This window comes from Pseudomonas sp. PDM14 (assembly GCF_014851905.1).
GTDB lineage: Bacteria > Pseudomonadota > Gammaproteobacteria > Pseudomonadales > Pseudomonadaceae > Aquipseudomonas.
Map to the genome: position 1 here is coordinate 1,212,744 of NZ_JACVAQ010000002.1, position 22,840 is coordinate 1,235,583.

At 66.0% G+C, this 22,840-nt stretch carries 26 protein-coding genes; 12 read left to right on the plus strand and 14 right to left on the minus strand.

Annotated elements, in window-relative coordinates:
- The first annotated feature begins 206 nt into the window (after positions 1-206).
- Together IB229_RS18210 and IB229_RS18215 are read left to right on the plus strand one after the other, a co-directional pair.
- Complete coding sequence (locus IB229_RS18210) at positions 207-560, plus strand: hypothetical protein (RefSeq protein ID WP_192331312.1); 354 nt, start codon at positions 207-209, stop codon at positions 558-560.
- Between the two features lie 107 nt (positions 561-667).
- Positions 668-1,471: a SirB1 family protein gene (locus tag IB229_RS18215; protein WP_192331313.1), complete on the plus strand. Its 804-nt coding sequence runs from the start codon at positions 668-670 to the stop codon at positions 1,469-1,471.
- Between the two features lie 72 nt (positions 1,472-1,543).
- Here the strand turns inward: IB229_RS18215 and IB229_RS18220 are convergent, their stop codons facing one another.
- The 7 genes from IB229_RS18220 to IB229_RS18250 form a co-directional block, all read right to left on the minus strand.
- On the minus strand, positions 1,544-2,455 hold the full coding sequence (locus IB229_RS18220; RefSeq protein WP_192331314.1) for an SDR family oxidoreductase: 912 nt from the start codon (positions 2,453-2,455) through the stop codon (positions 1,544-1,546).
- Between the two features lie 125 nt (positions 2,456-2,580).
- Positions 2,581-2,823, minus strand: coding sequence for a hypothetical protein (locus IB229_RS18225; protein ID WP_192331315.1), 243 nt, complete (start codon positions 2,821-2,823; stop codon positions 2,581-2,583).
- Between the two features lie 417 nt (positions 2,824-3,240).
- Positions 3,241-3,795 (minus strand): hypothetical protein, encoded by a 555-nt coding sequence (locus IB229_RS18230; RefSeq protein ID WP_192331316.1) that lies wholly within the window; start codon positions 3,793-3,795, stop codon positions 3,241-3,243.
- An 8-nt stretch (positions 3,796-3,803) separates the two neighbouring features.
- A complete protein-coding gene (locus IB229_RS18235) occupies positions 3,804-4,334 on the minus strand; it encodes a DUF1569 domain-containing protein (RefSeq protein ID WP_192331317.1) in 531 nt (176 codons plus the stop codon).
- Entirely contained in the window at positions 4,331-5,218 is an 888-nt protein-coding gene (locus IB229_RS18240; RefSeq protein WP_192331318.1) for an alpha/beta fold hydrolase, read from the minus strand. The genes IB229_RS18235 and IB229_RS18240 overlap by 4 nt, the downstream gene beginning before the upstream one ends.
- Positions 5,218-6,000, minus strand: coding sequence for a class II aldolase/adducin family protein (locus IB229_RS18245; RefSeq protein WP_192331319.1), 783 nt, complete (start codon positions 5,998-6,000; stop codon positions 5,218-5,220). Before IB229_RS18245 ends, IB229_RS18240 begins: the two co-directional genes overlap by 1 nt.
- 145 nt (positions 6,001-6,145) lie before the next feature.
- Entirely contained in the window at positions 6,146-6,595 is a 450-nt protein-coding gene (locus IB229_RS18250; RefSeq protein WP_192331320.1) for a flavodoxin, read from the minus strand.
- A 104-nt stretch (positions 6,596-6,699) separates the two neighbouring features.
- Between IB229_RS18250 and IB229_RS18255 the strand changes: the two genes are divergently transcribed.
- The 4 genes from IB229_RS18255 to ahpF all read left to right on the plus strand — a co-directional run bounded on the left by IB229_RS18255 (position 6,700) and on the right by ahpF (position 10,431).
- Positions 6,700-7,152 carry a PAS domain-containing protein gene (locus IB229_RS18255; RefSeq protein ID WP_192331321.1) on the plus strand — a complete coding sequence of 151 codons (453 nt, stop codon included), beginning with the start codon at positions 6,700-6,702 and terminating at the stop codon, positions 7,150-7,152.
- Between the two features lie 87 nt (positions 7,153-7,239).
- Entirely contained in the window at positions 7,240-7,845 is a 606-nt protein-coding gene (locus tag IB229_RS18260; protein ID WP_192331322.1) for a hypothetical protein, read from the plus strand.
- 210 nt (positions 7,846-8,055) lie between these two features.
- Entirely contained in the window at positions 8,056-8,619 is a 564-nt protein-coding gene (gene ahpC, locus IB229_RS18265; RefSeq protein ID WP_192331323.1) for an alkyl hydroperoxide reductase subunit C, read from the plus strand.
- A gap of 255 nt (positions 8,620-8,874) precedes the next feature.
- Positions 8,875-10,431: an alkyl hydroperoxide reductase subunit F gene (gene ahpF / locus IB229_RS18270; RefSeq protein WP_192331324.1), complete on the plus strand. Its 1,557-nt coding sequence runs from the start codon at positions 8,875-8,877 to the stop codon at positions 10,429-10,431.
- A 121-nt stretch (positions 10,432-10,552) separates the two neighbouring features.
- Here ahpF and dgt read toward each other — a convergent pair whose 3' ends face one another.
- A complete protein-coding gene (dgt, locus tag IB229_RS18275; RefSeq protein WP_192331325.1) occupies positions 10,553-12,022 on the minus strand; it encodes a dGTPase in 1,470 nt (489 codons plus the stop codon).
- A 116-nt stretch (positions 12,023-12,138) separates the two neighbouring features.
- On the opposite strand from dgt, the gene IB229_RS18280 reads away from it, so the two are divergent.
- The 3 genes from IB229_RS18280 (at position 12,139) to IB229_RS18290 (ending at position 14,369) form a co-directional block, all read left to right on the plus strand.
- Positions 12,139-12,357, plus strand: coding sequence for a DUF3820 family protein (locus tag IB229_RS18280; RefSeq protein ID WP_192331326.1), 219 nt, complete (start codon positions 12,139-12,141; stop codon positions 12,355-12,357).
- A 118-nt stretch (positions 12,358-12,475) separates the two neighbouring features.
- Positions 12,476-13,246 carry an SDR family oxidoreductase gene (locus IB229_RS18285; RefSeq protein WP_192331327.1) on the plus strand — a complete coding sequence of 257 codons (771 nt, stop codon included), beginning with the start codon at positions 12,476-12,478 and terminating at the stop codon, positions 13,244-13,246.
- 226 nt (positions 13,247-13,472) lie between these two features.
- On the plus strand, positions 13,473-14,369 hold the full coding sequence (locus IB229_RS18290; RefSeq protein ID WP_192331328.1) for a hypothetical protein: 897 nt from the start codon (positions 13,473-13,475) through the stop codon (positions 14,367-14,369).
- A gap of 157 nt (positions 14,370-14,526) precedes the next feature.
- On the opposite strand, the gene IB229_RS18295 is transcribed toward IB229_RS18290, so the two are convergent.
- From IB229_RS18295 to IB229_RS18310, 4 genes are all read right to left on the minus strand, one after another.
- The gene (locus IB229_RS18295; RefSeq protein WP_192331329.1) at positions 14,527-15,057 is read right to left on the minus strand and encodes a hypothetical protein; all 531 of its coding nucleotides are present in this window, start codon (positions 15,055-15,057) and stop codon (positions 14,527-14,529) included.
- Between the two features lie 259 nt (positions 15,058-15,316).
- A complete protein-coding gene (locus IB229_RS18300; RefSeq protein ID WP_192331330.1) occupies positions 15,317-16,630 on the minus strand; it encodes an NAD(P)/FAD-dependent oxidoreductase in 1,314 nt (437 codons plus the stop codon).
- Between the two features lie 129 nt (positions 16,631-16,759).
- Positions 16,760-18,124: a glutamine synthetase family protein gene (locus tag IB229_RS18305; RefSeq protein WP_192331331.1), complete on the minus strand. Its 1,365-nt coding sequence runs from the start codon at positions 18,122-18,124 to the stop codon at positions 16,760-16,762.
- A 366-nt stretch (positions 18,125-18,490) separates the two neighbouring features.
- A complete protein-coding gene (locus tag IB229_RS18310; protein ID WP_192331332.1) occupies positions 18,491-18,904 on the minus strand; it encodes a MerR family transcriptional regulator in 414 nt (137 codons plus the stop codon).
- Positions 18,905-18,984: 80 nt separating this feature from the next.
- Here IB229_RS18310 and IB229_RS18315 point away from each other — a divergent pair, with 80 nt between their 5' ends.
- The gene (locus IB229_RS18315; protein ID WP_192331333.1) at positions 18,985-20,214 is read left to right on the plus strand and encodes an NADH:flavin oxidoreductase/NADH oxidase family protein; all 1,230 of its coding nucleotides are present in this window, start codon (positions 18,985-18,987) and stop codon (positions 20,212-20,214) included.
- On the opposite strand, the gene IB229_RS18320 is transcribed toward IB229_RS18315, so the two are convergent.
- Positions 20,205-21,125, minus strand: coding sequence for a LysR family transcriptional regulator (locus tag IB229_RS18320; protein WP_192331334.1), 921 nt, complete (start codon positions 21,123-21,125; stop codon positions 20,205-20,207). The genes IB229_RS18315 and IB229_RS18320 overlap by 10 nt on opposite strands.
- A gap of 115 nt (positions 21,126-21,240) precedes the next feature.
- Between IB229_RS18320 and IB229_RS18325 the strand changes: the two genes are divergently transcribed.
- Both IB229_RS18325 and IB229_RS18330 read left to right on the plus strand, forming a co-directional pair.
- Complete coding sequence (locus tag IB229_RS18325; RefSeq protein ID WP_192331335.1) at positions 21,241-21,840, plus strand: short chain dehydrogenase; 600 nt, start codon at positions 21,241-21,243, stop codon at positions 21,838-21,840.
- 171 nt (positions 21,841-22,011) lie between these two features.
- Complete coding sequence (locus IB229_RS18330) at positions 22,012-22,356, plus strand: I78 family peptidase inhibitor (protein ID WP_192331336.1); 345 nt, start codon at positions 22,012-22,014, stop codon at positions 22,354-22,356.
- Here IB229_RS18330 and IB229_RS18335 read toward each other — a convergent pair whose 3' ends face one another.
- Positions 22,357-22,836 carry a putative quinol monooxygenase gene (locus IB229_RS18335; protein ID WP_192331337.1) on the minus strand — a complete coding sequence of 160 codons (480 nt, stop codon included), beginning with the start codon at positions 22,834-22,836 and terminating at the stop codon, positions 22,357-22,359. It abuts the gene before it with no gap.
- Positions 22,837-22,840: the final 4 nt, after the last annotated feature.

Sequence of the window (22,840 nt, forward strand, 5' to 3'; positions counted from 1 at the left end):
GGGTCCACCACCCGCAGCGCTGCGCCAGACAAGTGCAAGGCGCACCAGCCACGGGCAGCTCTGCCCCTCATTGACCTGTGACGAGCCGCACAGTTCGCGGCCTCGCTGCGTTGGTACGCACCTTGCAAAACCCCTGGCGAGGTATCGGGGGATACCTGGCTGGCGCGAAGCCGGTCACGCTGGATTCAACTGATCAGGGGAACAGCATGGAACTGAATAAAGCCGTACTGGATTGCATGCAGGCCTTGCGCCGTCGTCTGCGTGACGAGCTGTGCGTGGACATCCGCCTCAGCCAGCCCGACGCCGTGGAAGCCATGCTGATGGCCTGCCTGCGCTCGAGCGACCAGGAAACCCGCAGCCTGGGCATTCGCCTGGCCGAAATGAGCGACTTCCAGGCCCCCGCCACGCACGCCGATGACGCCCACGCAGCCCCGCGCCAGCAGTACCGTGGCCACGTCCAGCCGAGCGCCGAGATCATGCCGATCGCCCCGCCGGCCGCCGTCGCCGAAGCCCCACGCGGCTCGGTGCGCATGTACCGCGGCCAGCGCATCTACGCCTGATCGACCCGCTCGCCGAGCGCCGCCGCGACTCGCAGAACCTCGCGCCACTGGACGAGCGTGACGCCGCCAGCTAAAAGTCAGCTGACAGCACCGTCGAGGGATCTCCGATGACGACACGCCCAGCTTGGCTCGAATGCCTGGAAAGGGAGCCCAGTGCTCCGTTCGAAGCGGCCCTGTGGATTGCCGCCGAGCATGACCCACAGGTGCAGCCTGCCGCCCTGCTGCGCGACTTCGGCAATCTGCGCCAGCAGGTCGCCGCCGGGCTGCCGCAACTGCCACCGAACGAGCTGGCGCAACCGCTGCTGCGACGCCTCAATGAGCTGGGCTTCCACGAAGACGACGATTACCCGCTGCGCCCGCACGCGGCCCTGCTGCATCTGGTGCTGCAACGCCGACGCGGACAGCCGCTGTCCCTGGCGCTGATTGCCCTGGAACTGGCGCGGCAGCTGGGCATTGCCCTGCAGGCGGTGAATTTCCCCGGCTACCTGCTGGTGCGCGTGCCCGGTGCCGATCACCTGCTCGACCCGTGCAACGGCCGGCGCCTGTATACCCGCGACTGCCGCGAGCTGCTGGCGCGCGTCGCTGGCACCAACAACGAACTCAACGCCGCCCACCTGCAAAGCTGCGATGCCCGCGCCCTGCTGCTGCGCCTGTCGCGCAACCTGTGTCAGCTGCACAGCAACGACGGCAACCACCTGGCTGCGCTGAAGGACGCCGAGCGCATTCTGCTGCTGGCCGAGCCACGCGCCGAAGACCACCTCACCCGCGCCGCCATCTACCGCGCCCTGGATTGCCCGCAAGCCGAACGCTATGACCTGGAACGCGCGTTGCTGCTGTGCGACGACGAGCCGGAGCGCATCCGCCTCGGCCATCGCCTGCGCGAGTTGAGCAGGACCCCGGCCCTGCACTGACAGCCGCGGGCAGCTTTTCCGCACGCATGAAAAAGGCCGACGAATCGGCCTTCTTATCAAACAGCGAATGGATCAGCCAATGTGCTTCTGCAGGTTGGCCATCATCTCGCGCAGCGCGGTGACGTTGTCATCCGGGTGGACCGCCCCCTCGAAGTCGCCGATCTGCTTCCAACTGGCCGCCACGTCTTCCGGGCTGAAGCCGACGCGCGGGTCGAAACCGGCGCCCAGGCTGCGCTCCCAACGCACCTTGCCCATCCAGCCGCCACCGACTTCGTAGAGGCCGGACGTGTCCTTGCACTGCTCGCTACCGAGGAAGACCACCAGCGGGCTGACCAGCTCGGGCTTGAGCTGCTCGAACACCTGCGGCGGGATCAGGCCTTCGGTCATGCGCGTGCCGCCGGTGGGGGCAATGGCGTTGACCAGGATGTTGCTCTTGCGCCCTTCGATCGCCAGGGTGCGGGTCAGGCCGTACAGGCCCAGCTTGGCCATGCCATAGTTGCTCTGGCCGAAGTTGCCGTAGATGCCGGAGGTGGATGCGGTGAAGATCACGCGGCCGTACTGCTGCTCGCGCATGTGCTCCCACGCCGCGCGGGTCACCTTGTAAGCGCCCTCGACGTGGACCTTGTAGACCAGATCCCAGTCAGCGTCCTCCATCTTGTGGAAGGACTTGTCGCGCAGGATGCCGGCGTTATTCACCACCACGTCGATACGACCGAAGGCGTCCAGCGCGTTCTGCACGATCTTGTCGCCGTCGGTGACCGAATCGTGGTTGGCCACGGCAGTACCGCCAGCGGCCTGGATTTCCGCGACCACCTTATCTGCGGCCGAGGCGTTGGCGCCTTCGCCGTGAGTGCTGCCGCCCAGATCGTTGACCACCACACGGGCGCCATGCTTGGCGAACAGCAGCGCGTGGGCACGGCCCAAACCGCCACCGGCACCGGTGACGATGACCACTTTGTCTTCGAATCGAACGGCATCACTCATGAAGCGGACCTCTTGGCAGGTGGCAAAGCAGCGAGTGTCAGGCAGCGCAGAGCGCTTCACAAGGAAAAACGGGCTGCCTGAATGTCACTCGATAAGACGACGGGATGGTCAGACCCTGACCACCGCTACGCGCCGTTACTGGCCACCGCCGCTGCCGCCACCGCTTGCACCGCCCGCGCCGCCACCTGCAGCACCACCGCCGGTTGCGCCGCCAGTGGAACCACCACTGGTGCCGCCAGCAGGACCGCCAGTAGTGCCGCCACCGGTAGTACCGCCGGTGCCAGTACCCATGCCGCTGCCCGAGCCGCCCATGCCAGTGCCAGTACCGGTTCCGGTGCCAGGCGCAGTTGTGCCAGTGCCGGTTCCAATCCCGGTACCAGTGCCGTTGGTTCCCGGCGCGGTGGTGCCGTTCCCGGTGCCGATACCGTTGCCATTGGTACCGTTACCGATGCCGGTTCCGGTTCCAGTGCCATTAGTACCGGTGCCAATCCCGGTCCCGGTCCCGCTACCGTCGGTGCCAGGCGTCGGTGCCCCCGGCGTTGTAGAGCCCGTGCCAGTGCCGTTGGTACCGGTGCCAGTGGTCGAAGGCGAGCTGGGCGACGTCGGGCCGGGCACGGTCGGGCCCGTGGCGTCGGTTTCGGCGAAGGCTGGGACGGACAGGCTGGCCAGCAGGCCACTGAAGAGCAGTGCGGAAAGCTTGTTGTTGTTCATGGGTCACCTCAATGAAATTGAATGGTTACCCTGAAACCGACTGCCGCTCGGCGAGCGCTGTTCGAGTTAGTGGATCAACGGTAGCCGTCCGCACTGGCCGTACTCGGCGGGCAACCATCGTCATGCGCCGCAGGCGCAGCAACGGCGTCGAAGCGGTAACTGGCGTCATGGTCCGGCGCGCCACCGGCGATGATCAGGAACATGCCGAAGCTGCTCTCGTGCAACTGCATCTGCAGGTGGTCGTCACGCACCCGCACCTGCGCCTCGCGCGACTGCCGCCCCCAAGCCAGCGGTGGCAGGCCGCTGAAGTAGCTCTGCTCGTGGAAGAAAGCTTGCTCGCGCCACTCGCCCTGCAGCTCCATGCGCGCCACGCAGCGCGCCTGGCGGTACAGGCTGAGCTGCAGATAGCCGTCACCGAGCCGGCGCAGGTGCACGTATTCACCCTCGGGTTGCGCCTGACCAATCGGCGCCAGCTCGCGCCACAGGTAGCGCGGCACGGCCGTGGGCTCGGCGAGATTCTGGTACCAGCCGTCCCAAACAGGTGTAGGGGATACACGCTCGTGACCGCCACAGGCGGTCAGCGCCAGCAGCGCGCTGCCAACCAGCCCGGCTCGCCAGCCGATGGGCATCAGCCGGCTCAGGCGACGCGGATCAGGCTGAGGTGGTTGTACAGGTGCATCACATGCGCCTGGGCGTAGTCCTCGGGGCTGAGCAGGCCATAGGCGAAGTGCGGCTGCAGCGCCTCGGTGTGCGCGGCAAAACGCTGCAGGGACTGCTGCAGGCGGGCGATGGCGGCATCGGTGGACGCCGGTTCGGCCAGCGGCGCGGCACCGGGAATCGGCTCGATCAGCGAGTGACGCATGGCGCCACGGGCAGCAAACACGGAAAACGCCAGCGGCCCGACACTCTCGCGGAACCAGGCCGGTTTCAGCTCCGGAAAGCCATCCAGCGAATACTCGACACTCTGCGCGCAGTGGTTGAATACCTCGGCCGGGCTCCAACCCTTGCTGCTCACCAGCTCACGGCCGACCAGGCCGGCGAGCACCTGCTGCGCGCCCTCCAGGCTCAGCGCCGCCGGCGCCGGGCCGGTGGGCAAGGCCCAGAAGCCGCCACCGAGTGCGGCCACGCCGCCAACCGAGAGAAGTGCGAGAAGGTGCCGTCTGTTCATGCGCGGTCGAGTCCCTGACGAAAGGTGAGGTAGTGCTGCAGCACCGCCTGTGGTGCTTCGGTCTGCGGATAGTGGCCGATATCCTCGAGCAGAACCGTGTCCGGGTTGGCGATCAGTTCGCGGTAGCGCGCGACCATGTGCGCCCCGGAAATCGGATCGAGCGCGCCATCGATCACCCGCAGCGGTACCCCGCCCTTTTGCATCGCCGTTACCCAGCGTTCGCGCTGCTCGCGGCGATCGAGGATGTAGCGGATCAGCCGGTGCATCACCGCCGGGCCGTCGTTGTGCGCGATCAGCGCCCAGAAGGCGTCCAGCTCGCTCTCGCTGGGCGGCGTCTGCGGGCCGAACACCTTGGTCAGGTTGGCCTTCAGCTTGGCGCGCGAGAACAGCCTGCCGAGCAACGGTCCCAACGGGCTGAGCAGCAGTTTCTGCATCAGCACCGGGCGATGGGTCTCCGGGAACAGTCCGCCATTGAGGAACACGCAGCTGGCGAGCTGGATGTGACCGTCATGGTGCCGCGCCAGCAGTTCCTGGGCCACGCTGTCGCCATAATCGTGCGCCAGCACATGCACCGGCCCGTCGACGCCCAGGTGGGCGAGCAGCGCCTGCTGCAGGTCAGCCTGTTCCAGCAGGCTATACAAGTGAGCGCGCGGCTTGGCCGAATAGCCGAAACCGAGCATGTCGCAGGCGATCAGCCGGTAGCGCTCGGCCAGGGGCTGCCAGAGGTAATGCCAGTCCCAACTGGCGGTGGGGAAGCCGTGGATCAACAACAATGGCTCGCCGTCTGCCGGCCCCGCCGTCCAGTAGCGAATCGCGTGCCCGCCAAAGCTGAAGCCCTGCCCCTGCGCGCGCCAGTCCGCCAGGGCAATACCAGGCAGCGCCATCAGTTGGCGTAGCCGGGCATCTGCTGATCGAGCTTGCGCAGCAGCGCCGGCCACGGCAGCGCGCCACCCATGCCCTGCGGGCTTTTCATCACGCCGGCGATCATCGCCCGGGCGCCGTCGAGGATCTGCTGCGGAATGTGGATCAGCTCGGTGCCGCCACTCTGCGCCATGATCTGGATTTCGCAGGCGCGCTGCAGGGTGAACATGCCGAGGAAGGCATCGGCGATGCTGCCGAACGCGGTCATCAGGCCGTGGTTGGGCAGGATCATGAAGTTCTTGTCGCCCAGGTCGGCCTGCAGGCGCGATTTCTCGTCGTGATTCAACGCCACGCCTTCATAACCGTGATAAGCCAGGCTGGCGAGCACGAACAGCGACTGTTGCGACAGCGGCAGCAGGCCGCCCTTCTGCGCCGACACGGCGATCCCGGCCGGGGTGTGAATATGCAGCACGCAGCCGGCGTCATGCCGCACTTCGTGCACGGCGCTGTGAATGGTGTAGCCGGCCGGGTTGATGTCGAACGGGCCGTCCATCAGCTTCTTGCCGGCCAGGTCGACCTTGACCAGGCTCGACGCGGTGATTTCGTGGAACATCAGCCCGTAGGGGTTGATCAGGAAGTCTTCGGTGCCCGGCACCTTGGCCGAGATGTGGGTGAAGATCAGGTCGTCCCAACCGTACAGGGCGATCAGGCGGTAGCAGGCGGCCAGGTCGACGCGGGTCTGCCATTCGGCAGCGGACACCTGGTCGCGTACGTTGATTTCGGGAAAGGCTTGTGCAGCGGTCATGGCGAAATCCTCGGTTTGTTGTTGTGCCGAAGAGTCTAGTGACCTGTGCGCCAAGGCATAGTCGCCTTGCAGGCCAGCTTAGTGACCGTGGCGGTCAGCCCCCACTCGCCCGGCCGCGAGTGGCCAGACGGGTGGACTGCCGCGATTAACCCTGCAGCGTGGCGATGAATTCGACCAGCCAGGGCTGGGCATCGTCCTCGGGGGTCACGCTTTCGCTGGCGTCCAGGCGCAGCATCGGCAGTGCCTCGCGCATGCCCAGTTCGAGGAATAGCTCGCGCATCAGCTCGCCGCCGCCGCAGAAGGTGTCGTAGCTCGAGTCGCCCAGCGCGACCACGCCGGCCGGGCGCCCGCTCCACGCCGGAAAGGTGTCACGGATCTCGTAGTAGAGGCCCTGCAGGTTGCCGGGCAACTCGCCCATGCCGGTGGTCGAGGTCACGGCCAGCAGTGCATCGGGGGCGAAGCCCTGCAGGTCGGCGAGGCTGGTGCCGGCCTTGTACCAGGTCTCGAAACCGGCGGCCTGCAGCAGGCTCTGGGCGCGGTGGGCGACTTCTTCGGCGGCGCCGTAGACCGAACCCGACAGGATGGCGACTTTCATGCAGAACTCCGAAACATGTTGATAATCCCTCGCATTATGCCGCAAGTGGACAGTGCATCGGGATGACTTAGAATGCAGCCAACTGCGCCTCCAGAGCCCGAACCATGATCAATGCCAAGCTGCTGCAACTGGTGATCGACGCCTCCAACGACGGCATCGTGGTCGCCGAACAGGAAGGCGACGACAACATTCTGATCTATGCCAATGCCGCATTCGAGCGCCTGACCGGCTACGCCAGCGACGACATTCTCTACCAGGATTGCCGCTTCCTGCAGGGCGAAGACCGCGCCCAGCCGGCCGTGGCCGTGATTCGCCAGGCCGTGCTCAGCCATCAGCCATGCCGCCAGGTGATCCGCAACTACCGCAAGGACGGCAGCGCCTTCTGGAACGAGCTGTCGATAACCCCGGTGTTCAACGACGGCGACCAGCTCACCTATTTCATCGGCATCCAGAAGGATGTCAGCGAGGAAGTCATCGCCAAGCAGCGGGTAACGGAACTCGAAGCCGAAGTTGCCCGTCTCAAGGAAGAGCTCGCAGCCTTGAAGTCGCCACGCTAACCCCGCCCCCAGCGCCCCTGGCGCTTGCCATCGCTTGCGACAGCTCGCCCCCACCCCACGAGCCCGTTCCCCACGAGGGTGAAGTCCGTGTCCGAGCAGTCCGTATTGTCCAGCGAAGAGCTGGATTTCATTCAACACATGTTCGACAGCCCGCTGATCGGCAAGCGCCTGCAGATCCCGACCTTCAATGTCGACGGTGATCCGCGTGGCAACGCCCTGCTCAGCGCACTGGCGCAGAACGCCCAGCTGAGCCTGGATGCGCGCTTCGATGGCTACTGGATGTCGTTCCCGGTGCAGATGATCGAGGACGAACTGCACAACCTGCAGCTCGAACTGGGTGCGCCGAGCATTTTCGAGGAAGGTGCCGTGCAGCGTCCTCTGCGCCTGCACCTGGAAACGCCGTTGCCCCTGCTCGACGACAATGCCCGGCCCAGCGACCTGCAGGTGCAGCAGATTTCCCCCAACGGCCTGCTGGTCAGCGGCGCGGCGCTGCTGCCGGTGCAGTTCGACCTGTGGCTGCCGCTGCCCGAGCAGGACGCCATCGCCGTGCGCGGCCGGCTGGTTCGCCTGGTAGCGCCGCACCAGGGCGCCTACGTACTCAGGCTGCGCCACGCCGAGCACGCCGAGCGCCTGCGTCAGTTCATCTTCGAGCAGCACCGCCGCCAGCACCCGGAACTGCAACTGCCGCGCTGAGCTATTTTCCCGCGATGCGGCAAATGTCTCGCGCGGGAAATATCAATCGTCTAGCCTTGTCCGTCCTGGCAGATTGCCGTCGCAGACGCCGCCGCGCGATGCGTATAGGCCAAAGCAATCGTGCTCATGGCCTCAATCAATTAAGAGATTCCGGCCAACCCCGTTAGGATGGCCTCCATCAAATTACCAACCCCCTGAAGGAGTTCACTGATGTCTCTGATCAACACTCAAGTACAGCCTTTCAAAGCCAACGCGTTCCACAACGGCAAGTTCATCGAGGTCACCGAAGAAAGCCTGAAAGGCAAATGGTCGGTCCTGATCTTCATGCCGGCAGCCTTCACCTTCAACTGCCCTACCGAAATCGAAGACGCTGCCAACAACTACGCCGAGTTCCAGAAGGCCGGTACCGAAGTGTACATCGTCACCACTGACACCCACTTCTCGCACAAGGTCTGGCACGAGACTTCCCCGGCTGTCGGCAAGGCTCAGTTCCCGCTGATCGGCGACCCGACCCACGTTCTGACCAACGCCTTCGGCGTGCATATCCCGGAAGAAGGCCTGGCCCTGCGCGGTACCTTCGTGATCAACCCGGAAGGCGTGATCAAGACCGTGGAAATCCACTCCAACGAGATCGCTCGTGACGTCGGCGAGACCCTGCGCAAGCTGAAAGCTGCCCAGTACACCGCTTCGCACCCGGGTGAAGTCTGCCCGGCCAAGTGGAAAGAAGGCGAGAAGACCCTGGCTCCGTCCCTGGACCTGGTCGGCAAAATCTAAAAATGGATGGAGGGCTGCTGCGCTAGGCAGTGCTGCGTTGAACTAAGACTCGGGCTGCTCATTTACAGCTCGTAAAGTCGCCCGCGACTCCGACCGGCCCTCGTCTTAGTTCGCCTTGCACTGCCGTCGCTCGCGACGCGCTCCACTCCATTTTTCGCCTCACGAAGCCTTACCAGGCTTCAGCAGGCGCCCGAACGCCCGGGCGCGATCCGCCCGGGCGTTTGTTCGTCCGAAATTCGTAAAAGGAAACCTGTCATGTTGGATGCCACTCTTAAAACCCAGTTGAAGGCCTACCTCGAGAAGGTCACCCAGCCGTTCGAGATCGTCGCGTCCCTCGATGACAGCGACAAATCCCAGGAAATGAAGGGTCTGCTCGACGACATCGTCAGCCTGACCGACAAGATCACCCTGAAGACCGATGGCAGCGACGCTCGTGTCCCATCGTTCTCGCTCAACCGTGCCAACGGCAATATCAGCCTGCGCTTCGCCGGCATTCCGATGGGCCACGAATTCACCTCGCTGGTACTCGCCCTGCTACAGGTCGGCGGTCACCCGTCGAAAGCCGCACCCGAGATCCTCGAGCAGATCCGCAACATCGAAGGCGAATTCAACTTCGAGACCTACTTCTCGCTGTCCTGCCAGAACTGCCCGGACGTGGTCCAGGCGCTGAACCTGATGGCCGTGCTCAACCCCAACATCCGCCATGTCGCCATCGACGGCGCGCTGTTCCAGGAAGAAGTCGAGCAGCGCCAGATCATGGCCGTGCCGAGCATCTACCTGAACGGCGAACTGTTCGGCCAGGGCCGCATGGAGGTCGAGCAGATCCTCGCCAAGATCGACACCGGCGCCGCCGCGCGTGATGCCGAGAAGCTCAACGCCAAGGATGCCTTCGACGTGCTGGTCATCGGTGGTGGCCCGGCCGGCGCCGCGGCGGCGATCTACGCCGCACGTAAAGGCATTCGCACCGGCGTTGCCGCCGAGCGCTTCGGCGGCCAGGTGCTCGACACCATGGCCATCGAGAACTTCATCTCCGTGCAGGAGACCGAAGGGCCGAAACTGGCGCGCGCCCTGGAAGAGCACGTCAAGCAGTACGAAGTCGACATCATGAACCTGCAGCGTGCCAGCGCCCTGATCCCGGCCAGCGCCGAGGGCGGCCTGCACGAGGTCAGGTTCGAGAGCGGTGCCAGCCTCAAGGCCAAGACCGTGATCCTCTCCACCGGCGCACGCTGGAGGGAAATGAACGTGCCCGGCGAGCAGGAGTACCGCAACAAGGGCGTGGCCTACTGCCCGCACTGTGACGGCCCGCTGTTCAAGGGCAAGCGCGTGGCGGTGATCGGCGGCGGCAACTCCGGCGTGGAAGCGGCCATCGACCTGGCTGGCATCGTCGCCCAGGTCACCCTGCTCGAATTCGACAGCCAGCTGCGCGCCGATGCCGTGCTGCAGAAGAAGCTCTACAGCTTGCCGAACGTCACCGTGATTACCAGCGCCCTGACCAGCGAAGTGAAAGGCGACGGGCAGAAGGTCACCGGCCTGGTCTACAAGGACCGCAACTCCGAGGCCTTCAACGACATCGAGCTGGAAGGCATCTTCGTGCAGATCGGTCTGCTGCCGAACTCCGACTGGCTGAAAGGCACCGTCGAGCTGAGCAACCGTGGCGAAATCATCGTCGACGCCCGTGGTGAAACCTCGCTGCCGGGCATCTTCGCCGCCGGCGACGTAACCACCGTGCCGTACAAGCAGATCGTCATCGCCGTGGGCGAAGGGGCCAAGGCCTCGCTGTCCGCCTTCGACCACCTGATCCGCCACAACTGATCACGGCACACCAACGAAAAAGCCGGGTATCTCGCGATACCCGGCTTTTTTATTGCCGCCGAATGTTCGGCGCACCGTGCGCACCCTAGGTCATCGCTCTGGCCTCTTGCATCCGCGTGGCCTACTGGGCGCTGAGCACCCGGTACTCATCCTGCGCCAGCTGGTCGGTGAGGCCGCTGACGAAATCCAGCAGCAGACGGGTGCGGTGGTAGAACTCCCACAGCGGCGCGTCGGCGCCTTGCTGCTGGGTCAGGGCCTGGCGGTAGGCACTGAGCAGGTGGGTTGGCAGACGGCGGATCAGCATGCGCAGGTCGGCGCGGCCGCCCCCGGCGAGCATGGCCTGAAAGGCCTCGCCATCCAGGCCAAGCAAGGCGCCATACACCTCGAGCAGGCCCTGCAGGATGCGCAGTCCCTGCAGCTGCAACGTGTCGACCTCGCGGTGGCAGAACACGTGCTCGGCGCCAACGGTCTTGAAGGTCTGCACCACCGCGCAGGCGGCGCTGTCGTCTTCCAGCAGGGCACGGTCGAGGGTGCCGGCGAACACTGCGTCGAGCTGCTCGATGAACTGCTCGGCGGCGTGCTGCACCAGCGGGTGGATCAGGTTCACCCGCAGGCGGATGAAGAACTTGCCGACCTTGTCCACCGGCTCGTCGGCGGCCCGCTGCCAGGCATCCTGCAGCAGCTCGGCGAAACTGCGACCCTTGGCATCGATCACGCTGTCCAGCGGTTTGAAGCGGGCGAAGGTATCACGCAGCAGCTCGCAGAGCCGGTCGAGGTCGAGGATGCCCTTGACCACGGCGTCTTCCAGGTCGGCCAGGCAGTAGGAAATGTCGTCCGCCGCCTCCATCACGTAGACCAGCGGGTAGCGCGTCTGCGGCGCCATGCCCAGGGCCTGCCACAGCCCCTCGACGAAGCCTTCCTCGCTGAGGTAGAAGCCGGGCTTCTTGCGCAAGTAGGCACCGGCGCTGCCCTTCGGTGGGCGGGGTTGATGGGCGGCGCGCACGTACTTGAGCATGCACGCCGCCTGGCTGTAAGTCAGGTTCATGTCGTGCAAACGGTGCACCAGGCGGATGGCCTGGGCGTTGCCTTCGAAGGCGTTGAGGTCGGCGAGCATGCGCTGGCGCAGCTCGTTATCGCTCGGCGTTGGCACCGCCGCGGCGAACAGCCCGTCGAGGTGCCGGGCGCACCAGTCGCCGATGGCGAATTCGCCGAAGTGGCCGAACGGCGGGTTGCCCACGTCGTGGGTCAGGCAGGCCATTTCCACCAGGGTTTCCAGGGCGCCGTCGAGGCCGTCGAGGCCATGTTCGGCAGCCCGCGGCCCGAGCTTGTGGAACAGCGTGCGCACGATGTGCCGACCGACCTGCTGCACCTCCAGCGAATGGGTCAGGCGGCTGCGCACCGCGGCGTTGCGTTCCAGCGGGAAGACCTGGGTCTTCTGCTGCAGTCGGCGTACCGCGGCGCAGTTGATGATGCGCCCGCGGTCGCTTTCCAGCCGCTCGATCAGCTCGTCCCGCCACTCCGCGCCGTGCCCCGTGGGCAGCTCGCTGCCGTCACGCGGACGCCGCAGGGAAATCTTCGCCTTGAAATCCACTCACCCACTCCCTCTGCCGATTGCCCTGCAGAGCCTACAGTGACCGCCTGCCCTTGGCCACGCGGCGCCGGCACCTTATCCTCTCGACCTACCCTATTCCGCGATCCGGCCCACCGATGAACCCCGACGATCTCCTGCTCCTGGTCACCCGCACCATGCCCTTCGGCAAGTACAAGGACCGCCTGATCGCCGACCTGCCCGGCCACTACCTCAACTGGTTCGCCCGCGAAGGCTTCCCCAAGGGCGAGATCGGCCGCCTACTCGCGCTGATGCAGGAGATCGACCACAACGGCCTCAAGCCGCTGCTCGACCCGCTGCGCCAGCGCCGGGGCTGATCCGCCGATAGCGCACCATTTGCATCCGCAATAACGTCACCTCGGGGCTTCATCGCCGCGCGCCGGAGGATTAGGGTGAGGCCTTTGCCACTCCCTGCCACTTGCCCGAGGACTCACCATGCACCCCTACTTCAGCCTCAAAGGTCGCACCGCCCTGGTCACCGGCGGCACACGCGGCATCGGCCGGATGATCGCCCAGGGCTTCCTCGAAGCCGGCGCGCGCGTGTTCATCTGCGCCCGCGATGGCGCGGCCTGCATCCAGGTGGCCGAGGAACTGTCGCTGTACGGTGAGTGCATCGGCCTGCCGGCGGACCTGTCCAGCGAGGAAGGCGCACGCGCCCTCGCCGAGCACCTGGCCATCCACGCTCAGCAGCTGGACATCCTGGTCAACAACGCCGGCACCACCTGGGGCGCGCCGCTGGAAAGCTACCCGGTGCGCGGCTGGGAGAAGGTCATGCAGCTCAACGTCACCTCGGTGTTCAGCTGCATCCAGCAACTGCTGCCGCTGCTGAAAAAGGCCGGCAATGCACAAAGCCCGGCGCGGGTGATCAACATCGGCTCGGTGGCCGGCATCAGCGCCTTCGGCGAGCAGGCCTACGCCTACGGGCCGAGCAAGGCCGCGCTGCACCAGCTGTCGCGGATCCTGGCCAAGGAACTGGTCGACGAGCACATCAACGTCAACGTCATCGCGCCGGGGCGTTTCCCCAGCAAGATGACCAAGCACATCGCCCAGGACGAAGCGGCCATGGCCGAAGACGTCGCGGTGATCCCCATGAAACGCTGGGGCCGCGAAGAGGAGATGGCCGCCCTGGCGATCAGCCTGGCCAGCGCGGCTGGCGCCTACATGACCGGCGCGATCATCCCCATCGACGGCGGCTTCACCCTGTAACCCCCATGTATCCCTTGCGCGCAGTGCTGCGCGCCAAGGGCACCACTGTCCCCGCCTCTCTTGCCCAGCACGCGCGCTGCAGCCGCCTTGGCAGCAATGCCCAGCCCTGCGGCGCACCCGCACAAATGCCATGAACCTTACCGACTGGCCCTCTCACTAACGCAAGAGAGCCGGCAATTCGCCGCCTCGCTGCCGTGCGTTGTCCCGTCCAAGTAAGGATAAAAAAATGATCACTACATCCGATATTGCTGCAACTGCCCTGGATGACCCCGCCAACACCTCCGGCGTTTCCTGGGCCGCGATCTTCGCTGGCGCAGCCGCTGCGGCGGCGTTATCGCTGATCCTCATCCTGCTCGGCTTCGGCCTCGGCTTCAGTGCGGTATCGCCCTGGAGCAACGAAGGCATCAGCGCCGAGGGACTGGGGATTTCGACGATCATCTGGCTCGCCTTCACCCAGCTCCTCGCGGCGGGCATGGGCGGTTACCTGGCCGGTCGCCTGCGGCTGAAGTGGACCACCCTGCACAGCGACGAGGTGTTCTTCCGCGACACCGCCCACGGCTTTCTCGCCTGGGCCGTGGCCACTCTGCTGACCGCCACCGTGCTGGTCGGCTCAGTCAGCGGCATCGTCGGCGCCGGTGTTCAGGCCAGTGCGCAAGTCGCCTCCGGCGCGGCACCCACGGCTCTGGCTGGTGCCGAGGACGAGTACGGCTATTACATCGACGGCCTTTTCCGTGACGACCGCCCGGCGCCGAGCGCCGATGACGCCGCGCACAGCGTGGTTGCCCGCATCCTGGCGCGCAGCCTGGACAACGATGGCGAGCTGGCGCCAGCCGACCGCGCCTACCTCATCCAGCTGGTGAGCCAGCGCACCAACCTGTCCGCCACCGAGGCCCAGGCGCGTGTCGACGCGGTCTACGCCCAGGCGCGCGAGAGTGTGCTACAGGCCAAGCAGACCGCCGACGAGGCACGCAAGGCCGCCGCACACGCGACCCTGTGGATGTTCGTCGCCCTGCTGATCGGCGCCTTCGTCGGCAGCTTCGCCGCCACCCTCGGCGGTCGCCACCGTGACACCGCGGTGATTCTGGTCAGCGACTACCGCACCACCACCGCCCCTCTTCGCTGATAGACAAGGAGAACAGACATGCGCTCACTTCTGCTGTGGTTCCTCGGTGTACCGATCCCGCTGATCATCCTGATCGCGCTGCTGACCTGATCATCCGACAGGTCGAAAAAAAGGCCGCGTCCCTGCCGGGACGCGGCCTTTTTCATGGTGCGCTGCGTTACTCCGCCTGGGCGGCCTTCAGCGCCTCATAGGCCGGCGCAGCGTAGATGCCGACGTCCACCGCCAGCTCCAGCACGCGCGGCAGGTCGCTGGTGTAGACCAGCACCGCCTGCAGCTCGTCATCCAACGGCTCGCTGATGTCCAGCAACACGTAGCCGCTCTTCTCCTTGTACAGCGCCGAGAGCTGCACCTGAATACGGTTGAGCGCCTTCAGCGGCTCGACCTTGACCAGTTGCTTGGGCTTGAGGTTGAACGCCACCTCGGGACCGAAAGACTCGACGATCTGCTGAAACAGCGCATCGTAGCTGTCGGCCTGGAACAGCACGGTTTCCGGCAGGCTGCCGATCACCACCCACTCGCCCAGCGGGATGGGGAAACTGTCGTCGTAGTTGATGTCCGGGTTGGCGGCGAGAAAGGCCTGCGGGTCGGCGTAGGCCTGCGCGGCTTCGTCGGCGATGCGCGCGATCTCCTCCTCGGTCATGCAGCCGGAGCTGATCAGGGTGATGAGTTCGAGGAGTTGGGCTTGCATCGGGGTCATCCTGGCGCCTTGGGTGGGCGCTTAGGATACAGGGCCGACGCCGGGTGGGCGAAATTCGCTCTATATGACGCGGGCCTTTTTCTGCGCCCTTGCATGACGACGGCTTCTTTCCCTTCCAGCACCGAGTCCCTTCCACGCCCCCGTGCGAGGGCGATGGTGCGAAGGATGGCAGCGTTCGGCAGACGTCGACGCTGCTTCGTTATCAACCCGTCATCCCCCGCGCAAGCAGGGACGCCGAGGTCACCTGCTCTCAGCGCAGCTTCTCCAGCATCTGGTAATACCACATGCCGACCGACAGCATCGGGTTGCCGAAGATATCGCCCAGCGGCACCTTGATGTGCTTGCAGCTGGCGAAGGTGTCGAACTGGCCCAGGGTGCCGGTCAGGGCGTTGGCCATGATCTCGCCCATGATGTGGGTGGTGGCGATGCCGTGGCCGGAGTAGCCCTGGCAGTACCAGACGTTGTCCGACAGCTTGCCCAGCTGCGGGATGCGGTTCATCACGATGCCCATGGCGCAGCTCCACTGGAAATCGATCTGCACGCCCTTGAGCTGCGGGAAGGTGCGTTCGATGCACGGCCGCAGTTCGCCGGGGATGTCGCGCGAGTCGCGCCCGGAGTAGTTGGCGCCACCGCCGAACAGCAGGCGGCCATCGGCGGTCAGGCGGTAGTAGTCGAGGACGAAGCGGCAGTCGTACACGGCCAGGTCCTGCGGGTTGATGGTTTTCGCCAGCTCGCCCAGCGGTTCGGTGGTGACGATGCCGCCCATGGCCGGGAAGATCATGCCCTTGAGCTGCTTGCGTTCGAGCTTGTGGTAGACGTCGCCGGCCAGCAGCACCTGCTTGGCGTCGATGCGGCCCTGGGCGGTGATCACCGCCGGGTTGGCGCCGTGGACGATCTCCAGCACCTCGGAATGCTCGAAGATCAGCGCGCCCAGGCTCTCGGCCGCACGCGCCTCGCCGATGCACAGGTTGAGCGGGTGCAGGTGCATGTTGCGGGTGTTCTTCACCGCGCCCAGGTACAGCTCGCTGCCCAGGTGCGCGCGCATGCCGTCGCGGTCCAGCAGGCTGACCTCGTCGCCCATGCCGCGGCGCTGGGCTTCCTCGTAGGCGCTGCGCAGCTCGTCCATGTGGCTGGGCTTCATCGCCGCGTGCAGGTGGCCGTGCTTGAGGTCGCAGGCGATGCCGTACTTCTCGACGCGGCCCTTGATGATCTCGTGGCCGCGCCAGCGCAGGTGCCAGATGAAGTCGTCGACCTCGGCGCCGATCTTGTTGCGCATCTGCGTGCGCATGGCCTCGTCGCCGGACAGGCTGCCGGTGACCTGGCCACCGTTGCGCCCGGTGGCGCCCCAACCGATCTTGTGGGTTTCGACGATGGCCACCTTGAGCCCGCGTTCGGCCAGTTCGACCGCCGTGGCGACGCCGGTGAAACCGCCGCCGATGATCACCACGTCGACGCTGACCTGGCCCTGCAGGGTCGGGTAGTCGGTCTCCTGATTCAGCGTCGCGGTGTAGTAGGACGGTGTGCGCTCGGCGGCGGCACGGGTGGTTGGCAATGCAGCGGTCATGGCAGGTGTTCCTTGTGCGTGGGGTGGAAACCGCGAAGCGCTTCCACCACGGGTCGTGGCATACGTAGTGCGGGCCTGCGGCTGGGCGACAGGCCTGGTCGCGGCGGCGAACGGTGGATTCAGCAAGCGTCAGGCATGGGTCAGGTACCAGCGCCAGTCCTGCTCGCCGACCTCGCCCATGAACTGGCGGTACTCGGCACGCTTGATCGCCAGGTACACGCGCAGAAATTCCTCGCCCAGGGCATCACGCGCCCAGGCGGAGTTTTCCAGCGCCTCGAGCGAGGTCAGCCAGTCGGTCGGCAACAGCGTCTTGGCCTGGGCATAGCCGTTGCCGGTGACCGGCTCGCCCGGATCGATCTGCTCGCGGATGCCGCGGTGGATGCCGGCGAGAATCGCCGCCGCCGCCAGGTAAGGGTTGGCGTCGGCGCCGCAGATGCGGTGTTCGAGGTGCCGGGTATGGGCCGGGCCGCCGGGTACGCGCAGGCTGACGGTGCGGTTGTCGACACCCCAGGTCGGCGCCAGTGGCGCGTAGCTGTTGGCCTGGAAGCGCCGGTAGGAATTGGCATTGGGGCAGAACAGCAGCAGCGAATCGAGCAGCGATGCGAGCATGCCGCCGACCGCCAGGCGCAGCAGCGGCGTGCCGGCCGGGTCGTCGCTGGCGAACAGGTTGTGCCCGGCGGCATCGGCCAGGCTGACGTGCATGTGCATGCCGGTGCCGGCGATGTCGTCGAATGGCTTGGCCATGAAACAGGCCTGCATGCCGTGCTGATGGGCCACCGCCTTGACCAGGCGCTTGTAGCGCACGGCCTGATCCATCGCCGCCAGCGCCTCGCCATGTTCCAGGGTGATCTCCACCTGCCCCGGTGCGTACTCGGAAATCGCCGTGCGCGCCGGGATGCCCTGCTGCTTGCAGGCGGCATAGAGGTCGGCGAGGAACGGTTCGATCTGTTCCAGCTCGCGCAAGCCGTAGACCTGGGTGCTGCGCGGACGCTGGCCGTCGCTGTCACGCGCTGGCTGCGGGCGGCCGTTGGCGTCACGCTGCTGGTCGAGCAGGTAGAACTCCAGCTCGCAGGCCATCACCGGGTGGTAGCCATCGGCCTTGAGCTGGTCGATCACCCGCACCAGCAGGTGGCGCGGGTCCGCCACGGCGGCCGGCAGGCCTTCGCTGGGGTGCATGCTGACCTGCACCGCGGCGGTGGGAATCCTGCGCCAGGGCAGGCGCACCAGGCTGCCGGCCAGTGGGTAGGCGCGGCAGTCGATGTCACCGACATCCCAGACCAGCCCGGAATCCTCCACGTCTTCGCCGTGCAGGCTCAGGCCGAGGATCGTGCTCGGTAATGGTCGGCCGCTTTCATACACAGCCAGCAGTTCCTCGCGGTGCAGCAGCTTGCCGCGCGGCACGCCGTTGGCGTCGAGGATGAATAGCTCGACCATGTCGATATCGGGGTTGTCTTGCAGAAAGGACCTGGCGTCCTCGACGGGGGCGAAATTCATGCTGTTCTCGCTTGGCGCACACTGGCGCGCGTTGTCCGGACCACGGCCACCCATCGTCACGCTAGACGGGCATCAGGGCAGACAAAAACCTTTGGCGGCAGGCTGCGGACATGGCGCAGCCATCTGATCGATCAGCGGGCGAACAGGCCATCCGGCGGGCGAGCATGACGGCAATGCCAGAGCGCCCAGAAGGCCAGCAGCAGATTGCGCAAAGAGGGTGAGTTGCCAACGCAGAACCGCATCCTTGGGGGGAAGGATGCGGCTGAAACCCGGGGGGAATGCGTTGGCGAACTCATGGCCGCAGAGACTCGCATGGCATTCAGTTGTGTTTAAATTCGATTTTTTACATGTTCAGTTCTGCATGTACTAAACATTGCGCCGCGCGTTCATCTGCGTCAGCACGCGCTCGGCGTTCTCCGTGCAACCCATACCTTCCGGGCGCGCCTCGATGCTGGCGATGACGGCCAGCAGCCGCGCCTTGTTCTGCGCCAGACGCTCCTGCATCTGCTCGATCTCGCCGACCTTGCGCTGCAGGCTGGCCAGCAGCTGATCGTGCGGCCAGTTCTCCTGGCCGGCATCGGGCAACAGGCGGCGCACCTCATCGAGGCTGAACCCGGACTGCTGCGCGCTGGTGATGATGCCCAGCGTCTGCACCATGTGCTCCGGGTAGTCGCGATACCCATTGGCCTGACGTTGCGCCGCGATCAGCCCGCTGGCCTCGTAGAAGCGGATGCGCGAGGCCGCCAGGCCACTGCGCCTGGCCAACTCACCGATTTTCATGTTGCGCTCCTGTTGCCTATTGACATTAAAGTTAACTTTAACCTTAGTCTGGCCTCGTCAGCCACCACCGGAATGCCACCATGCCCCTCTTCAACCCCCTGCAACTGCCCAACGGCAGCATCATCGGCAACCGTATCGCCAAGGCCTCCATGGAGGAAAACCTGGCCGATGCGAGCCAGGGCCCGTCCGCCGACCTGCTGCGCCTGTATCAAGCCTGGGCCGCAGGTGGCGTCGGGCTGCTGCTGACCGGTAACGTGATGGTCGATCGCCGCGCCATGACCGGCCCCGGCGGCGTGGTGCTGGAAGACGAGCAGCAACTGGAGAAATTCCGCGAATGGGCGCGCATCGGCCGCAGCCACGGCGCGCAGTTCTGGATGCAGATCAACCACCCTGGTCGGCAGATGCAGGCCAACCTCGGCCAGCAGACCGTCGCGCCTTCGGCGATCGCCCTGGAGCTGGGCGGGCTGTCGAAGATGTTCCCGGTGCCCAAGGCGCTGAGCGAGGCGGAAATCGACGCGCTGATCCAGCGCTTCGCGCGCACCGCGCAACTGGCCGAGCAGGCCGGTTTCAGCGGTGTGCAGATCCACGCGGCGCACGGCTACCTGCTCAGCCAGTTCCTCTCGCCCCTGAGCAACACCCGCACCGATCAGTGGGGCGGCAGCCTGGAGAATCGCGCGCGCCTGCTGCTCGACGTGGTCAAGGCAGTGCGCGCCGTGGTGGCGCCGGAGTTCTGCGTGGCGGTCAAACTCAACTCGGCGGATTTCCAGCGCGGCGGCTTCGATGCCGCCGATGCCCAGCGCGTGGTGCTGATGCTCAACGAGCAGGCGGTCGACCTGGTCGAACTGTCCGGCGGCAGCTACGAAGTCCCGGCGATGCAGGGCGAAGCCCGCGACGGCCGTACCCTGGCGCGTGAAGCCTACTTCCTCGAGTTCGCCAGCCAGATCGCCGCCATCGCGCGCATGCCGGTGATGGTCACGGGCGGCATTCGCCGCCGTGCAGTGGTCGAGCAGGTGCTCGCCAGCGGCGTGGCCATGGCCGGCATCGCCACCGCGCTGGCCATCGAGCCAGAACTGCCGAAGCACTGGCGGGCCGGGCAGGACAGCAACCCGCAACTGCCGCCGATCACCTGGAAGAACAAGCCACTGGCCTCGCTGGCGACCATGGCCGTGGTCAAGTTCCAGATGCGCCGACTGGCCCGAGGCAATCAGCCGAACCCGCAGGTATCACCGCTGCGTGCCCTGTTGTGCGAACAGCTGAAGACCCTGCGCCGCACCCGCCAGTACAAGCGCTGGATCAGCCGTCAGGCCTGAGGCCCGAGCCCGTCGAGCACCCGCCGGCTGCGCTCGAACCAGCCGAGCAGGTAGTCGGCCAGGGCCTGGGTGCGACGTGGCAGGTTGCCCTGCCACGGGTGGACCAGGAACACCGGCGTGCTGCGTGTCTGGTAGTCGCGCAGCAGCCACAGCAGGCGGCCGTCGGCCAGTTCATCCTGCACCATGTAGGACGGCAGGCGAGCGATACCGGCCCCGCTCAGCGCGGCCTTCTTCAGCAGGCTGTAATGGTTGCTCGCCAGACCGCCGCGCACCTGCACCCGCTCCAGCTGGTGCTGGCGGTGGTACAGCCACTCCTCGAAACCGGCGTAGTGGGTGTTGAGCAGGCACTGGTGCTCGTTTAACTGCGCCGGCTCCTGCGGCGTGCCATGCAGGGCCAGGTACGCCGGCGCCGCGCAGGTGATCTCCTGCAGGGCGAACAGGGGTTTGGCCACCAGGCGCTCGTCCAGGTGCTGGCCGGAGCGGATGCCCAGGTCGAATCCCTCGGCGACCAGATCGCGGTAGCTGTTGGACAGGTCCAGCTCGACGCGAACCTGCGGATGCTGGCGGATGAAGTCCACCAGCAGCGCATCGAAGAAGGTCTCACCCAGCGACACCGGCACGGTCAGGCGCACGCTGCCCGCCACCTCTTCCTGCAGACTCTGCACCACTTGCCGTGCGCGCTGCGCCTGGGCCTGTAACGCCTGCGCCTCGGGCAGCAGGGCCGCACCGGCGGCTGTTAGGTGCAAACGTCGCGTGGTGCGATGCAGCAACACACTGCCAAGGCTGCGCTCGAGCTGGCTGATGCGCTTTGACAGCTGGCCCTTGCTACACCCCAGGCGCTCGGCCGCCGCGGTGAAACTGCCCGCCTCCAGCAGCAGGGCGAAGGCTGCCAGGTCTTCCAGATCACTCATGGGGCTGTGCTCGATTGTTTCCTTGTGAGAACCAAAGGTTTCACATTGCCTGGATTATTGGCAACAACCGACGCCCTAGACTAAGTGCCTCATCCAGCCAGCGAGAGCACTTCCCATGAAAATCATCCTGATCGGCGCCAGCGGGACCATCGGCCAGGCCGTGGCCCGTGAACTGAGCGAGCGCCATGAACTGATCCGCGTCGGCCACGCCAGTGGCGAGCTGCAGGTCGACATCACCGACAGCGGCTCGATTCGGCGCCTGCTCGAACGCACCGGCCCGTTCGACGCACTGATCAGCACCGCCGGCAAGCTGCATTTCGGCGCGCTGGAGGACATGAGCGAAGCCGAATACGCCATCGGCCTGCAGGACAAGCTGATGGGCCAGGTCAACCTGGTGCTGATCGGCCGTGAATTCGCCAACGATGGCGCCTCGTTCACCCTCACCTCCGGCGTACTCAGCGAAGACCCGATCCGCCACGGCAGCTCGGCGAGCATGGTCAACGCCGCGCTCGACGGCTTCGTCCGCGGCGCCGCCGTGGAGCTGCCGCGCGGCCTGCGCATCAACAGCGTGAGCCCGACGGTGCTGGTCGAGTCGCTACCGGCTTACGGTCCGTTCTTCCGCGGCTTCAAGGCCGTGCCGGCAGCCGAGGTCGCCCTGGCCTACGCCAAGAGCGCCGAGGGCCGGCAGACCGGCCAGGTGTACAAGGTGCTGTGAACCCCATGCGAGGCTGAAACACGCAATCGCGCTGGCGAGCGTTGCAGGCGTGTGCGATAAAACCGCGCTGACCCTGTCCAAGTGTTGCGACGTGCGGGCCGCCATCGAGCAGCCCCGCGCCTTAACCGATCAATGCGGCAGCATTCGCCCCTCGACCACAAGGACGCCACCATGACCGGCCTTTTGCGCCTCGCCTCCCTGTTCACCATCGCCCTGCTCGCCGGTTGCGGCACCAGCGCGGAAAAAGCCCCCGTGTCCGACCCCGACAGCGCCCTGGTACCGGTGGTCAGCGCACCGACGGCCGATCTCGACAGTCGCTGCAACGCCGACTCGGTGCAGGACCTGATCGGCAAGCCCATCAGTGACGAGCTGGCCGTGGAGGCGCGCGACGATGCCGAGGCGCGCTACCTGCGCATCACCCGACCGAATCAGCCGGTGAGCATGGATTACAACGCGCAGCGCCTGAACATCGACACCGACGACAACGGCGTGATCAAGCAGCTCAGCTGCGGCTGATCACGCCGGGGGCTGGTCGGCGTTATGGCTGGCCAGTTCCATCTGACGGATCAGCCCGGCGCCGATCAGGTACTGGAAGACCTGCAAGTGCGGTTGCTGCAAGTGCTCCTGCAGCGCCTCGGCGCTGCTCCAGACGCCATGCAGGTGCCAGCTGTCCGCACCCTGCTGGCGCAGCTCATACCCCAGGCACCCAGGATCGCGCTGCACCCGCGCTACCAGCTCGGCCAGGTGCACACCCAGTTCTTCGCTGCGGCCGAAGTTGGCGCGGATCAACGCCCGGCTGATCATCTGCTCGCTCATGTGATGCTCCTGTGCGAAGGCCACGCCCTCGCTGCGTGCGGGATGGCGAAGCGCGGCCGCCTCGGCGGACATGGGCGCGAGTCGCAGGCGGCGCTGGCTGCAACGCGCATCGAGCCCCGAACGGGCCCGGCAGATACCGTCGCGGGCCGCGCTGATGAGGGTTTGGGCGATGCTGGGCATGGAG